Raw genomic sequence first — 15559 nt, 5'->3', positions numbered from 1 at the left:
CATAATAAAAGAATGAGCTCCGGAGGAGCGGCATATTTATAGGAGAGAAATGTCAAGATGCCTATGAGCTCCAGAGAAGCGGCATATCTTTAACCCCACCCCGACCTGCGGCCACCCCTCCAAAGGAGGGGATATATTTCGAGGATGATTTATGGTAGAAATTATTGATATATTTCCTTAATCAATTTGCTGGCGAAACTTTATTTAGTCCCGATTCTAATGCCTGGTCGCTGGAATCTCCCGCTTCTGTTTCTGGAAATTATAGTTTAGCTCCAGAGGAACGGTATAGTAATAGCTCAAAACGTGATAAAAGAATGAGCTCCGCAGGAGCGGCATATTTATAGGAGAGAAATGTAAAGATGCCTATGAGCTCCAGAGGAGCGACATATCATAAAACCCACCCCGACCTGCGGCCACCCCTCCAAAGGAGGGGATTAAAAATTGGAATTTGATGCTTGTATTTTGGTGCTTCCTTCTGACTACGAACTATTGACTACTAATCTACTCCAGCCTCACCGAAACAATCCCCACGCCATGCTGTTCCTGCTGTTCAGACTCTGAAAGACCGGGACCTATTGAAAACTGCAGACTTTCAGCGTCTTCTAATTTTAACGGTTCCTGGATATCATGTTCAAAATACAATGGTAAAAATGATGGATATGGTCGCGGCAGAGTAACTGTTTTCACCGGCTGCAATTCTGAAAGACCTATTTCATATTCCTCAATTTCAGGCTGAAGTTCTATAACTTTTCCAAAACTTCTTCCATTATCCATCACCAGCGCCACCTGTAGTTTTAATGGCTTATCATTAAGAGAGCGGGCTTTGATCACCAGCTTTACTTTATCCTCCAAAGCCTCTTCCCTACCCGCTACTTTCCTGTTAAAATTGTACCGGAAAGAATAGTCGTAAACTGGTTTTGCTTCGGTGTTTTCAGGATCTACTTCAAAAAGCTTTTCAACATTCACCCTAAATTCAGCCTCTCCGGGATGCGCAGCAGGCACGGTGTTGAGCGTTGGCAGCCATCGCGCCACGATATTCTCACTGTCTTCCGAAGCATTAAAAAGGTAAACCGGAAACTTAGTTTCTACCACACGAATTTTGTAAGGCTCATCAGGATCAAAATCCCATTCCCCCGGATCCCCATTCTGTCTTCCCGGAAAAGTATTGGTTCCTTCAGGAGTTGTAACGATGATACGGTACTCTAACATGCCATTTTTGAGCAACGTTTCTGGAACTGCCGCACCATAATCATATGCATCTTTATGCTGAAGTTGCACACTTTCATATGTATTTCCGTTTTTAAACCAGGTTTCAACCTTTTCTACAGGTTTACTTGAAACAATTTCAGCTGAAATTTCATGTTTTTCACCCTCAGTAAGCGTAGGAACAGCCTCGTGGACCAGATAAGTCCTGTCTACCGTGGTTTTAGGTGCTACAAAAGCAGTCAAATCTCTTTCGCTCCAGCCTTTGTAGGAAGACCTGCTTTTTTTGCCATTTTTGACAAGTATGTAAGTACCGGGCTTTACAGAAAATCCGTTTTCAGTAGCATTTTCAGAAACTTCATTTCCGGAATTAAGTCCGGTAATCAAAAAATCAGCTCCAAGGTCGGGAAGTGTGACCTTCATCTCCCATTCCGCATGATTTATAACTGCCAGGGTTTTGTCCAGGCTGTTATTTCCGAAGGGATTTTTAACCACAATAGCATCGGGCATTAGCTCAAGCCTCCACACGCCTTTTTCGAGCTTATCAAGAAAATAAGCTCCTTTGCCCTCATATTTTACTACAGGAGAACTTCCAACTCCTGCTATTTGCTTCAGTTTTTTGAGATTTTTCGGCTGACTTTCGGTGGTATTGGTATAAATAAATTTTTCTTCGGAATTCATTTCAGCAAGATCCTTTTCATAGCTAATCCTGAAATTTCCGAAGTTAAGATTTGCAGGATATTTGCCCAGATCTTCATTCATTGGCAACTCGTGAAAAATCTCACCGCTAATCATCAATGCCAAGGCTTTTGAGGGCGTGTAGGCGAGGTTCATGTAGTGAGTATCATATTCGGTGTTATAGGGCGCCATGAAGGTAGGATCGTAAGCGAAATGAGTGCCAATCTGTATGCCGGCCTGCCTGAAGCTACGTGCCATAGCCGGATACATATAAGATTTCATCACATCGGCCGCATCAAACTCATAGACCAGTTTTGCCAGTCCGTGTTCCTCCCAAACCTCATCAAACGGAATCTCATAATTATTCACGTTGGGCAGGAGATTGCCCTCGAGTTCTTTTCCAAAGCCCAACCCGGTGGGATACCACTGGAAAGTCCCGCCGTCTATCCCGGCTTTTGCGTAAGTTTCGGCCAACTGGATGCTATGGGTCACGTTATAGAAAATAGGCTTTTTTGTGCCGGTAGATTTCATGGAGACGATCATCCTTTCAATAAATTCCTGCACTTTCTCCGGGCTCTCCCGGTGGTGCGGCTCATTACTGACTTCAAAAGCTATCACATTAGGCTCGTCTTTGTAAGCAATCCCGGTGTAAGGATTAACATGTTTAAGAAACTGGGCCAGGTAATTCTCCTGGGCTTTAATGGCATCGGGATGAGTGAGGCTGCCCTCTTTTCCGTATTTGTGAGAAAAACCGGGAGTTTCTGTATCGGGTTCCGGCCAGCCACCGCCCCAGTAAGCAATGGGCGTGAGTACGAAATTGATTCGGCGTTGCTTAAGTTCGTTTATAAGGAAATCAAAATGGTCAAGATGCTCGTTTTTTAGAAGATTGCCCTCTGCGTCACTTATTTCGGTATCCCAGATGTGAATGCGATAAAGATCAAAGCCAAGACGCGAAAAATGGTAAACATCATTTTGCATCTCCTTTTTAAGATCCACTCCCATCTTCTTACCAGACCGAAAAGCATGGGCAAAAGGCACAGAATAATTCACCCCAAAACCTTTCACCTCCTCTTTATTATGCCCCCAGCGCATCACGCCGCTATCATCTACAAAAACATCTGCTTTTTTGCCATTTTTGACAGCCTGCGCCACAACCGGATTCACAACTGCGATACTCAGGGCCAGGAAAATTATAAATCTAAAATTCTTCATGATTGTTTATTTCAAAATGCTTACAGCCTCTAAATGCTTGAAGTGGCCAGAAGTTGTAAAATTGTTGCTGTGTAATAACCTGGTGAAAATTCCAGCTTTGACATAAACGGAATCTTCATCAATAATTTTGTTGTTTTCTGCGGAAGTTAGCTCATAGGCTACCGGAAAAGGACTATTGTTTACCAATTTCCTTTTTTCATGTAAAAGTTTGGAAGATATGGAAACTACACCTGAAGTTTTTGGGGCGATATCTTTTGCTGAAACACCTGCTGAAAATGCCATTTTTGACACCTCTGCCAAAGTTAGAGTCAGCCGGGCCGCAACTTTTTTTGCACCAATCAACTCCAGGTCTTTCAATTTCCTCTGAAACAATTCAGTAATAAAAAAAGCACCAAATGGATGGTACATTTCATTTGAAAATGAAGGGGTTTCCGGTTTCTTTTTCTCTACCCGATTTGCTGTAAGATAAAAAGGCACTTCTTTTGTATTGCTGTAGAAGGTAATATCTATAGTAAAATTGGGCTGCCAGTAATTGGCCAAATAAAACATTACGACTTGTTAGGCTCCTGTAAAAATAAGAAAATTAAAGCGCCCTAGGGTTTACTGCGCCTTAATTACTTCAATATTTTTCTTTTTTAAGGCTTCCTCCATTTCGGGTTCAATCCCTGCATCGGTCACTATTTTATCAATTTTATCGAAGCCACAAATAAATGCAAGTCCAGATTTTTTAAACTTGGAAGAATCGGCCACTACAATTACTTCTTCGGCCACCTCAATCATGATTTGGTTGAGATAGGCTTCCTCCATATAATGTGTGTAAATTCCTGAATTTTCCTTTATGCCATCTACTCCAAGAAAGAGTTTATTACAATATAACTGCCTGAAGTTTCGCTCGGCCATGGGCCCCACTAAAGACATGCTAAATTCTTTTAAATAGCCGCCAGGCATAAAGACCTCCAGATTCTTGTATTGGGATAAATTATTTACAATGTCAAGGGCATTGCTAATTACAGTGAGGTTCTTAAAATCTTTCAGGTTTGTTGACAATTCGAAAGTTGTAGTTCCCGAATCTAAAATTATACTCTCGTCTTCATTGATGAGACTCACTGCTTTTTTCCCGATAAGACGTTTGTAATCGAGGTTTATTTTTTTCTTTTCCGAAACATTTAAAGCAATATTATTTGCTTTAAAAGCACCGCCATGAGCTCTTATTAAGAGTTTATTTTTTTCTAGCTTATCAAGATCATTGCGAATAGTAACTTCACTCACGTTGAGCAACTGACTTAATTCGGTAACATTCACCTGGCCTGCATCATCTAGCTTTTCTAAAATAAGAGATCTGCGATACGCTGTTTTATTCATAACTTTTACGATTGATTCTTTAAGAACGAAAGGATTTTGCAAAAATAATAAATTCCTACACTAATTTTAAGTTTCGGTAATTTACTGTCAATCTAGTAAATAAAGTTCTTCTTTCGAACAACTTTATTTAAATTTTGCTGAATTTTTTTAAAAGATAAAATTAATCCTCTCTTTCTTATGTAAGAAAACCGTAAGTTTTGATGGCATTATCACGAAAAATCTTTTCCAGAACTTCAGATGGTAACGCAAGGCCCTTAAAACTTCCGTCGAATTCGGGCGCAGTGAGCTCTTTAGAAGTGGCAAAAAAATCCCAGTGGGCCTGCCATAATCCTTCAAACCTATTTTTAACTTCTTCATCAGTCATAGAACCATCTTCAATAACATCTGTACCATATATTATCCGGTTCTGATATTTGATGAAAAATTCTCTCACTTTATCATGATCTTCCATAGCCTGTAATTGTACATGACAAATACGTTCGGCTAAATCGGTCTTAGAATTAGGGAATTTTTCAAGCCTTTTGGCAACTTCGTCAAGGCTATATTCCATGCTAAAAAGGTGTAATCCCACATATTTTAAACCGGGGTGCTTGATCAACACATTATCCCTTGCCTGCATTTGTGCCTGATAGGAAGGATAGTCGGGATTCTTAAACATATGATATTCGGGATGACCGGCAAAATAATCGCGGTCGCTGTTAACCGTCATTTCTTCTAAGGGCAACCAGCAATTACGGGGTTCTCCCTGATGCCCAATAAGCAAAATGTCATTTTTAGCAAGATATTCGTAAATGGGATCAAATCTTTTATCATCAACCATAACAAATTTCCCATCCTTATCTTTCACCGACTTATCCATCCCGATGTTCTTCCAAATTTTCACACCTGCAGCACCATTAGCCAAACCAATCTTTATTTGCTGCATGGCATGAGGCAACCAGTCTTCAGTATTCCAGAATTTTGTATCAAAACTTGTGATGAATTTTATTCCCTGCGGATATTCTTTTTGAAGATCGTGAATAACTGCCTCCTGCTCCTCTATACTTTCAAAAAACGGAATATCAGTATTAATAGATAAGAACCTTGCATTCCATTTTTTTGCTGTATCGAGCTTAGCAGTAGAACGTGTATTTAAATGAACATGAGCATCTATAAAATTGTCTAACATAATGATATTTTTTACTGATCACTTAAGGATTCTCTTCACGTTAAGCCATCGGTTAATTCAGGTTTTGATTTTGACACATCTTTTCTTATCTTCTGAAGTAGGGCTTAAACGTTCTTTACCATTTCCAGTTTTTCAGAAACTAATTGAGTTATAGCCTGTGTTGCTATAGGAAATACTTTTCTAAGATCAATTTCTTCATTGGTAGCCAATCTTTCTTTTAAAGTATTCATAAATATATTCTTGATCTCGGTGGCCAGGTTGATCTTACAAATTCCGTTAGAAATAGCTTTCTGCACCTGTTGATGTGGCACACCAGAACTACCATGTAACACTAATGTAGCCGTGGTACTTTTTGCTATTTTTGAAAGTAAATCAATATCTAAATTAGGTTCTTCTTTATAAAACCCGTGGGCAGTCCCAATAGCAATAGCAAGGGCATCGACACCGGTAGCTTCTACAAATTCTTTTGCTTCCCCGGGTTGGGTAAAGCCCTGTTGCCCGTGTTCCTGGCCAAGCTTGGCAACAAAACCGAGCTCTGCCTCTACATGTGCCCCGTAACTTTTAGCCTTTTCAACAACTTCACGAGTAATTTTTATATTTTCTTCAAATGGAAGTTCGCTTCCGTCTATCATTACAGAATCAAAACCTGCATCAAGGCAACGTTGCACCAGCGCTACAGAACCACCATGGTCAAGGTGAATCCAACCTTCAACGCCAAATTGCTTCAAGCCCGCCCTACCAAGTTTCACGGCAGTATCTAAACCCATATAATCTATAGAGCTTTGGGTAAGCTGAAGTATTATTGGCTCCCCAACATTTGCAGCGGCCTGCAGCACCCCGTGCAGCGTTTCAAGATTGTAAAAATTGGTAGCCAGTAAACCTCTTTTTTGAGTGGTAAATTCCTGTAATTTTTCCTTTAGGTTCATACTTAAAGTTCTTTATTCTCGATTTGTTGTTTTTTTAATGCTATTTCTGAAGCGGTAGTAAATGCCGTGGTACCTCCTGCACAGGTTGTATTTAAAGACCCCATAAGGTTGCCATTTTTTAAACAGGCTTTCCAGGAAGAGCCTTTGAGATATTCATGAATGAACCCGGCATTGAAAGAATCACCTGCACCTATGGCGTCTTTAAAATACCGATTGATAAAGGGAGGTTCAATTATTCGCTCGTCTCCAGAGATCAAAAGTGATCCTTCAGTCCCCATTTTAATAGCTACAGTATTTACTTCAGGTTTTAAGGCTAAAATTGCCTCCTCCAGGTTGTCTTTTTTGGTAAGATTGAGCAATTCAGACTGGTTTGGAAAAAAGATATCTACATAGGGCAGGACTTTTTTATAGTCAAAATCCCATTTATCTTCGGGGTCTACCTGCAAGTCAAGAGATGTAGTAAGCCCGGCGGCTTTAGCTTTTTTGAAAATTTCTAAAATGTCTGGTTTAATACCTTTCTGAAGGTAAAAATTGGAAAGGTGAAAGTGATCGAATTCATCTAATGCCCCCCACGGAATGTCACTAATTGTAAAATCTTCCATCGCCCCACAATAAGTTACATTTGCCCTGTCCTGGTCGTAGTTCATAACTATGGTAATTCCGGTTTTGTGGGTATCAGATTTCCTAATATAGCCGGTATCTACATTCTTCTTCTGAAGTTCAGTAAGCACAAATTCTCCAAACCTGTCTGCTCCAATTTTTCCGCAGAAAGAAGTGAGAGTCCCCATAGTTGCCACATTGGAAGCCATTATAGCTGAAGAACTACCAAGTGTAAAATCCATTTCTTCAGCAACAATTTCATCGCCTATTTTGGGAAATCCGTTGATGTTGTTTAAGATCAAATCAATATTCAACTCCCCTACCACCAATAATTTTTTACGCCTCATGTATTATTTCCTTTATATCAACTCTTTGCAAAAGACTTTTTACATCATTTATTCTTAACTGGCCCAGGTCTTCAAAAAGGCAATTTGCAGCGCCACATGCTACTCCATATGCAGCTGTTTCTTCGATACTTAAATTCCTGGAAATGGCATGTGCCAGTCCGGCTGTAAGACAATCGCCACTGCCTACCGTGCTTACCACTTTGTCTATTTTTACATTTGCCGATAGAACCCTGTTTTGATATGCAAGCACCAGCCCGTCTTTTCCCCTGGTTAAAGCCACCATCTCTACCTTACCACTCAGAAATTTCATTACATCTTGGATATCCTCACTCCCGCATAAATTTTTGGCTTCCTCCTGGTTTAAATGAAGCCCAAAAAACCCTTTTTTAAGTGCCTCCTTCAGTTGAATCCCAGTACAATCAAGTATCACGGGAACATTTTGTTTATTTGCTGCTTCAATAAGCTGCGCATAAGCATCTACGGGGGCATTTTCAGGCCAGGAACCCGCCATGCAAATTATCCTGGTATTACCAATTGCATCCTGGAAAAACTCTTTAAAAAAATGCCATTTTTGAGAGGTGAATTCAGGTCCAGGTTCAAGCAGTTCAGAATTATTTATCTCACTTTTACCCGACCGAAACGTGTAACACTTTCTATTGTTACCTTCCAGCTCAATGCCTAAAGCAGCTACATTCTTCTGCGCACATTGGTCTTTAATCCAATTACCTGCACCTCCTGCCCATGCACCTATTAGGCTTGATGTATTACCTAACTCGGCAAGGGCAAGGGCCACGTGCACTCCCTTGCCTCCCGGAAATTCCTCCACCCGCTCTATGCGATTTACCCCACCTGCTTTAAAGGTGTCGATCCATGCATAAGTGTCTACAGAAGGATTTGGACAAACACTTAAGATCATGCTTTTGTACTATTTGGATAGTCATAAATCACCACACCCTCTACGACCCTGCTTATGGCACCAGATTTTGAGGGATTATCGGGGTCCAGGCCAAGCTCCAGGGAGGTGTATAATCCTAACAACTGCCCAACCAGGGCCACTGTTACTATATAAAGTTCTTTTCCTTTTTCAAAATTAAGATCGATATTAAGAAGCGGATTTAATTCAACCTCCTGCTCCCTACCTATAGTAACACAAGCTATATTTCGCTCATCGCCGGCTATAGATTTAGCAAGATCTAATTCATATTGATATGCGTGGTCGTTTGATGAGAATAAGTAAACCATCAAAGTTTTTTCGTTGGTAACCGCCCTGGGGCCATGTCTAAATCCAAGAAAAGAATCGTGTTTGCAAATAACTATCCCATCAGAAAGCTCCTGAAGTTTAAGAGCACATTCGCGCGCAATTCCTAATAAAGGTCCAGATCCTAAAAAAACTACCCGCTCGTATTTTGCTGTAGCTATTTCTTTTAAATCTTTCTTTTTCGCAAGTATATTTTGAGCCTGTCGCACAAGAGAGGCTATTTCGCCTTTCTTTTCTTCTACATTTTCTTTACTAAAGATCAATAAAACACTAAGCAACATAGAAGAAAAACTTCCAGTCATAGCCAGACTCTTATCATTGGCACCTTCAGGCAATAAAAAAGCAAAGGCTGTTTTTGGATGAGCCAAAGCGTACTGAGCCAAGTCACCATCTTTATTACAAGTAATCACCAAATGATAAGCCTCCTCACAGAACTGATTGACTAACTTCAGCGTTTCCAAACTTTCTGGACTATTCCCAGAACGGGCAAAAGACACTAGCAAAGTAGGGCGATTTACACACAAGAAATTTTCAGGATGAGTCACAACATCGGTCGTAGCTATAGCTCTTGTATCACGATTTGTTTGTTTTTGAATAATACCCTGGGCTGCCTCGCCTATAAAAGCAGAAGACCCGGCACCAGCCAGAAGGATCTGCAATTCCTTTTTTGCCAAAATAGGCTGTAAATATTCATTTATTTCCTTCGATCTCTGCCGAATCAACTCAAAGGTTAACCGCCATATTTCGGGCTGCCCTGTAATCTCCTGTTGCGTGTATATATTCACAAATTTTATTTTTAAGATGGGTGATAAAGTTGACAATTTAACTGTTCAAGTAAAACTACAAAAAAATTTGTCTTTACAAAAGAAATGAAATATTTCGGAAATTAAAAATATTCGTTTGCCTATTATTTAGCTAATTAATACTTCCGCATTTAAATTAATTTATATACACCTCCAATTTTACAATTTTTAAAATTTATTCAGAATAGAGGCGAAACCCTTATATTATAAGGCATTCATTACAGAAAATACATCCATAAACAGTAAAACACTCATAATTCCATAAATAATTATTAATATTTTGTTTGGAATTAATACGCAAAAACATAACTTAGCAGAAGTTATCGAAGAATAAATTCTTTCGATTACTGTTTAATTTCTGTTCAACTTCTTAAAACTAACCAAAAAAACAACTCTAACAGACTTATGAAACAAATCGTATTAACCACTTATTTTCTACTCTTCTCCATCATTATGTTGGGACAAACTACAGTAGAAGTAAGCGGAAAAGTCGTAGACAATGATACAGGAATCCCTATTCCAGGTGTCAACATCATTGAAAAAGGCACTACTAATGGCACCATGACCGATTTTGACGGGAATTTTGTACTTGAGGCTCCCGCCAACGCAACTTTAGTTATTTCATACTTAGGCTACACCACTCAGGAAATTAATATTAACAACAGGAGCGAAATCGATATCGCGCTCCAGCAAGGTGCTGCTGCTTTAGATGAAGTTGTAGTAGTGGGTTATGGCACCCAGAAAAGAGAAAGTCTTACTGGAGCTTTAGAAACTGTTGGAGGCACAGAATTGAGAGATATTACATCCCCTTCTGTGGAAAATATGCTTAATGGAAAAGCTCCAGGAGTCTATGTGGCTCCAGGATCCGGGCAGCCAGGTTCAAGAGGAGGTGTGGTAATTCGTGGGCAGGCAACTTTAAGCGGAACGACCAGCCCTCTTTGGGTAGTAGATGGAGTTATAATAGGATCTGATGCAGGAGAAATGGACCCGGACGATATTGAATCTATAACAATTCTAAAGGATGCAGCCTCTACCGCCATATATGGTTCACAGGGAGCCAATGGTGTGATTGTAGTAACAACTAAAAGGGCTAAAATGGGAGAAACAACAGTAAGTCTGTCCTCCAACATTGGCTTTAATGAGTTAACTAATGGAAATTTGGAAATGATGAATGGAACAGAGCTTTATGACTATTATGCTTCATTTTCTAATTCTGACCAGATATCGTTTCCTCGCTGGAATTCTGATTTACGGAATAGTAACTTTGATTGGTGGAATTTGGCAACAAGAAATGGTTTTACGCAGGATATTAATGTCTCTGTTCAAGGAGGTAGTGAGACTCTTCGTTCTTATTTGTCCCTGGGTTTATATGATGAACAAGGAGCAGTAAAAGGCTACGATTACACACGTTACAACTTCAGATTAAATACCGAGTACAGACCAACTGAATGGCTTACAATTAAACCATCTTTGACGGGTTCCCTGCGCGATGTTGAGGATCGTCAATATTCTACAACAGCTATGTACTCCAACCTGCCATGGGATAGTCCTTATGATGATGAGGGAAACCTTGTATCTCACCGATCCAGCAGTTGGGTGAATAGTGCGAGTACAAATTATTTATATGATCTCCAATGGAATCACTCGTCAAATAAAAACTACCAGTTCATGGGTAATATGGATTTTGACATCAAACTGACCAATTGGTTAACTTTCTCTTCTGTCAACAGCTATCGCTACACTCATTATAAAGCTAATGGCTATACCGATCCGCGTTCAAATGGTGGTGAAAGTGTAGGTGGAAGAATAACAGATTACCGATCGGAAAGTACCCGCCGATATACTAACCAAATTTTAAGGTTCGATCAAACATGGAGTAAGCACGATCTACAAGGCTTAATAGCTTATGAGTTTAATGATTATCTAGGTGCATCTCTCGACGCTTACGGCACAGGTTTTATTCCAGGATTTGAGGTTTTGGATGTCGTGGCCAAACCTGAACGTACTAAAGGAGGTATTAGTGAATGGGCCGTTCAATCAGTTCTTTTTAATACTAATTATGCTTATGACCGTAAATATTTAGCTCAGATCTCTTTTCGAAGAGATGGGGCTTCTAATTTTGGGGAGAATGCCAAATATGGCAATTTCTTTTCCGTCAGTGGAGGATGGAATATTCATACAGAAAAATGGTTCCGGGCAAAGCAAATAGATGCCTTAAAATTGCGCGCAGCATATGGCTCAGTAGGAAATAGACCAACATCTCTTTATCCCCAGTACGATTTATACTCTGTTTCTAGTGGTGCTAGTTATAATGAACAGCCAGGAGCTCTTATTAGCCAAATAGGAAATAATGACCTCACCTGGGAAAAAACTTATACAAGCGGAATTGGAGTAGACGCAACTGCCTTTAAAAATCGTTTGAGATTTACTTTTGATTATTACATTAAAAACACAGAAAATATTCTCTATCGGGTTCCCATTACTGGATTGACGGGTGTAACCAGTATATGGCAAAATATTGGTGAAATGCAAAACAAAGGATTTGAGTTTGGTCTTGGAGGAGATGTCATCCAAAATGAAAATTTAATCTGGAGCTTAGATCTCAACTTGGGTCATAATACCAATGAATTAACCCAACTGTACAAAACAAAAGATGCTAATGGAAATTACATAGTCAGACCTATAATTATAAGTGATGGACTCGGCATTGCAGGTTCTGCACAACGCATGTTAGAACCAGGTCGCCCTGTTGACACTTATTACCTCAAGGAATGGGCCGGTGTAAATTCGGAAAATGGATTACCCTTGTGGTATCAGGTGGAGAGAGATGATGAAGGAAACGAACTATCCAGAACTACTACCAGCAATTACTCAGAAGCTACCTATGAAAAAACAGGAAAGGTGTCTCCTGATCTTTTTGGTGGTTTTTCAACTGCTATAAATTACAAACAATTTGACCTCAGCGCCATGTTCGGGTTTGCCATAGGAGGTAAAATCTATAACTACTCCCGACAAGAATATGATTCCGACGGAACATACACAGACAGAAATCAAATGAAATTGAGACCAGATTGGAGTCGTTGGGAAAAACCAGGCGACATAGCCACACATCCCATTGCTAGATATAATAATCAAGACAAAGCAAATGCACCTTCTACACGTTTTTTAGAAGATGGTGATTTTTTGAAGCTACGATCTCTAACGCTAGGATATAATGTTCCTACCAGCATATTATCAATAGACAATTTGCGTGTTTCTTTATCTGGAGAAAATCTTTTTGTAATTACAGATTACTCCGGAGTAGATCCTGAAATCCCAGCAGGTAGCGGAGGAGCTATTATGGGATCAACTGGTCCAGGTGTATATCCCTCCACTCGTAAATATATGTTTGGACTTAACGTATCATTTTAAATAGGAATATCATGAAAAAAATATTTACAACTTTCTTGGCCGCAATATTATTTCTAGCCTGTGAAATTGACCGCTTACCTCATGGTAGTATGGATTCTGGAACAATTGTAGATGATCCTGATGCTGCGCTTGAGGCATTGCTAAATGGAACCTATGCACAGTTAAAAGCATGGTCGGATCCCATGCACAGGATGGGAGAATATGCAGGAGACAATATGATGATACGTGGATCATCTACAGATGCTTTTTATGAATTTATCTCCTATGCCCGCACTCCCAACAACTATAGACTCACCCAGTTCTGGGATTCTGGTTACAAAGCTATTGCTCAAGCTTCTAATGTCATAGCTATGATTGACGAGGGGCAGAGTACAGAAATAGACAACAGTATAGGTGAGGCATACTACATTCGTGGAATGATGTATTTTTATCTTACCCGGGCTTTTGGCCGTCCATACTATCAAAATCCAGAAACAAACCTGGGAGTTCCTATTGTTAATGGCACTCCTGAAGATGTTATCAACCTCGAATTACCCGATCGCGCTACAGTAGCAGAGAGCTACCTGCAAGCCATTAAAGACCTGAAAAAAGCAGAGGAACTTTTAACTCTAGATAAAGAACCAATCTATGCTACAAAAGAAGCAGCTCAAGCCATGTTATCGCGTATATATTTGTACATGAGCGGTACTTATGAATCTCCAAACACAGAATTCGCTCAACTATCAATAGAGTACTCTGACAAAGTGATCAATTCTGGCAAGTTTTCTCTATTGCCAAGAGAACAGTTCATGAAATATAACACCTATATTCCTGAAAACAATCCAGAAACAATATTTGCAATTAAACGTGTAGCTTCAGAATTCTCGGGTTATGATCACTATTATGGTGTAGGGGGAATGTATGCCAATATAGGCGGAATGGGCTGGGGAGAAATGTATGCCAGTGCCAGACACCTCGAATTATTAAGTGAAACAGGACGAAATGACTGGCGTCCTGAAAGCTATCACATGAAAGATGCACGTGCAGCTTTCATCCGCCCTACTTATGCAACAAATGCTGAGACAGGAGAATACACCGAAGTTTTTCGTTTTATTAAGGAAGATGGCGAAGTTTTAAATTATGTACAGGCAGAGATTACCCGAAACGGCGGTAACCTTACTGCAACAGAAGGCTCTAACGATTATTCACTCACTCCCATTGACAGTGAACAGGGTATTTATTCTATTCAATATGGAAATAAATCTTATACGGGAGTTATAGACAACTATATAACACTCAACCGGGTTTACCCTCAATTTTACATTACCAAAGCCTCACTTGAAGGAGAGGAATCGCATTTGCACTCCCCTGTTATAAGCCGTTTAGGAGAGATCTATCTCAATAGAGCAGAAGCCTATGCGAAATTAGGAAATTATGGTGCTGCTTTGGCAGATTTAAATACTGTTAGAGAACGTTCTATTGTAAACGGAGGATATAATGAAATAAGCGATACAAACGCCAGCACATTAATTGATAAGGAGCGCCAATTGGAACTTGCTTTCCAGGCAGAACGAAGTTACGATGTTTTTAGGAATGGGAAAACTCTAAAACGGGAGTATCCAGGTCCCCACAACCAGCGTGAGGATATTTCAGCCACTGATTATAGAGTGATATTCTTCATTCCACAAGATGCAATCAATTCATACCCCGGAACTTTAACTCAGAACCCCACTCAATAATTACTGAATTTCTAAAATAATAGGCATAAGACTTCCTTAATTATAATTACCCTCTACTGTAAAAGCCCTGCTGAAATTTCAGCAGGGCTTTTACTATATTTTTGTTTCTGTTGCTCATATCCTGTATTAGGCTGTAGCTAATTGTATAACCCCTCTCCCAATTTTCATGAAAAATTAACTCTAATCTTTATTGTTGCATTAGTCCACTTCTGTGCTCTTGCCCAACATTCCATAAATATCGTCCCTGCACCCCAACAGTGGAATCCCACGGGAAGTCAAATACATTTTAAAGCAATACATGTAAAATTCCCTTCTGATATTAATAATAAAGAACAACTACTGTTACATAGATTTAAACTTGAACTGATAGATCTTGAGATTCCGCTTGTTGATGCTCCGGGAGATTCTGTTCTCAACCTGGAATTTGACACAGCGTATTTAAACATTAAAGCTCAAGAGGATGCCTACCAGATAGAACTGGGTATGAATACCGCTATAAAAGCCGACTCATACACTGGCCTGGTTCACGCTACCAGAACATTGCTGCAGTTATTCTCTCAGGCTAACCAAAATGGTAAACTTTCAGCCTGCACAATTATCGACTCCCCACAGTACGAAAAACCCATACTAATGATTGATATGGCCCGAAAGTTTTTTACTGTAGATGAATTGAAGAATTTTATAAGGATTATGGCCTGGGTAAAGATGAATGAAGTTCATTTACATCTTAGTGATAATTCCTGGGGAGGTTACAGTTTATACCGCCTGGAAAGCGAAAAATATCCCGAACTCACAGCAAAAGATGGCTATTATAGCTGGGAAGATACTTTAAAAATCACTTTTGCTTAATCCCTTTATAGTCTTCTAAGGTAG

At 39.7% G+C, this 15559-nt stretch carries 11 protein-coding genes; 3 read left to right on the top strand and 8 right to left on the bottom strand.

Going from position 1 to position 15559, the window contains the following annotated elements; translation table 11 throughout:
- Nucleotides 1–501 precede the first annotated feature (501 nt).
- The 8 genes from VS868_RS13410 to VS868_RS13375 form a co-directional block, all read right to left on the bottom strand.
- Entirely contained in the window at nt 502–3093 is a 2592-nt protein-coding gene (locus VS868_RS13410) for a hypothetical protein (protein ID WP_345598256.1), read from the bottom strand.
- 6 nt (nt 3094–3099) lie between these two features.
- Nucleotides 3100–3642, bottom strand: coding sequence for a hypothetical protein (locus VS868_RS13405; protein WP_345598254.1), 543 nt, complete (start codon nt 3640–3642; stop codon nt 3100–3102).
- A gap of 51 nt (nt 3643–3693) precedes the next feature.
- On the bottom strand, nt 3694–4455 hold the full coding sequence (gene agaR / locus VS868_RS13400; RefSeq protein WP_266070277.1) for a transcriptional repressor AgaR: 762 nt from the start codon (nt 4453–4455) through the stop codon (nt 3694–3696).
- A gap of 175 nt (nt 4456–4630) precedes the next feature.
- Nucleotides 4631–5623 (bottom strand): amidohydrolase family protein, encoded by a 993-nt coding sequence (locus VS868_RS13395; RefSeq protein ID WP_345598251.1) that lies wholly within the window; start codon nt 5621–5623, stop codon nt 4631–4633.
- Between the two features lie 104 nt (nt 5624–5727).
- On the bottom strand, nt 5728–6549 hold the full coding sequence (locus tag VS868_RS13390; protein ID WP_345598248.1) for a class II fructose-bisphosphate aldolase: 822 nt from the start codon (nt 6547–6549) through the stop codon (nt 5728–5730).
- 2 nt (nt 6550–6551) lie between these two features.
- The gene (locus VS868_RS13385) at nt 6552–7496 is read right to left on the bottom strand and encodes a carbohydrate kinase family protein (RefSeq protein WP_345598246.1); all 945 of its coding nucleotides are present in this window, start codon (nt 7494–7496) and stop codon (nt 6552–6554) included.
- Nucleotides 7486–8412, bottom strand: coding sequence for a PfkB family carbohydrate kinase (locus VS868_RS13380; protein ID WP_345598244.1), 927 nt, complete (start codon nt 8410–8412; stop codon nt 7486–7488). The genes VS868_RS13385 and VS868_RS13380 overlap by 11 nt, the downstream gene beginning before the upstream one ends.
- Nucleotides 8409–9539 carry an SIS domain-containing protein gene (locus VS868_RS13375; protein WP_266070283.1) on the bottom strand — a complete coding sequence of 377 codons (1131 nt, stop codon included), beginning with the start codon at nt 9537–9539 and terminating at the stop codon, nt 8409–8411. Before VS868_RS13375 ends, VS868_RS13380 begins: the two co-directional genes overlap by 4 nt.
- A 423-nt stretch (nt 9540–9962) precedes the next feature.
- On the opposite strand from VS868_RS13375, the gene VS868_RS13370 reads away from it, so the two are divergent.
- The 3 genes from VS868_RS13370 (at nt 9963) to VS868_RS13360 (ending at nt 15535) form a co-directional block, all read left to right on the top strand.
- Nucleotides 9963–12968: a TonB-dependent receptor gene (locus VS868_RS13370; protein ID WP_345598241.1), complete on the top strand. Its 3006-nt coding sequence runs from the start codon at nt 9963–9965 to the stop codon at nt 12966–12968.
- A gap of 11 nt (nt 12969–12979) precedes the next feature.
- The gene (locus tag VS868_RS13365; protein ID WP_266070285.1) at nt 12980–14686 is read left to right on the top strand and encodes a RagB/SusD family nutrient uptake outer membrane protein; all 1707 of its coding nucleotides are present in this window, start codon (nt 12980–12982) and stop codon (nt 14684–14686) included.
- Nucleotides 14687–14827: 141 nt separating this feature from the next.
- Nucleotides 14828–15535, top strand: a complete 708-nt coding sequence (locus tag VS868_RS13360) for a family 20 glycosylhydrolase (protein ID WP_345598238.1) — start codon at nt 14828–14830, stop codon at nt 15533–15535.
- Nucleotides 15536–15559: the final 24 nt, after the last annotated feature.

This window comes from Salinimicrobium sp. 3283s, from assembly GCF_039602225.1.
GTDB lineage: Bacteria > Bacteroidota > Bacteroidia > Flavobacteriales > Flavobacteriaceae > Salinimicrobium > Salinimicrobium profundisediminis.
Note: the sequence above shows the minus strand (reverse complement) of the source record. Positions and strands in the feature narration are given on the sequence as shown.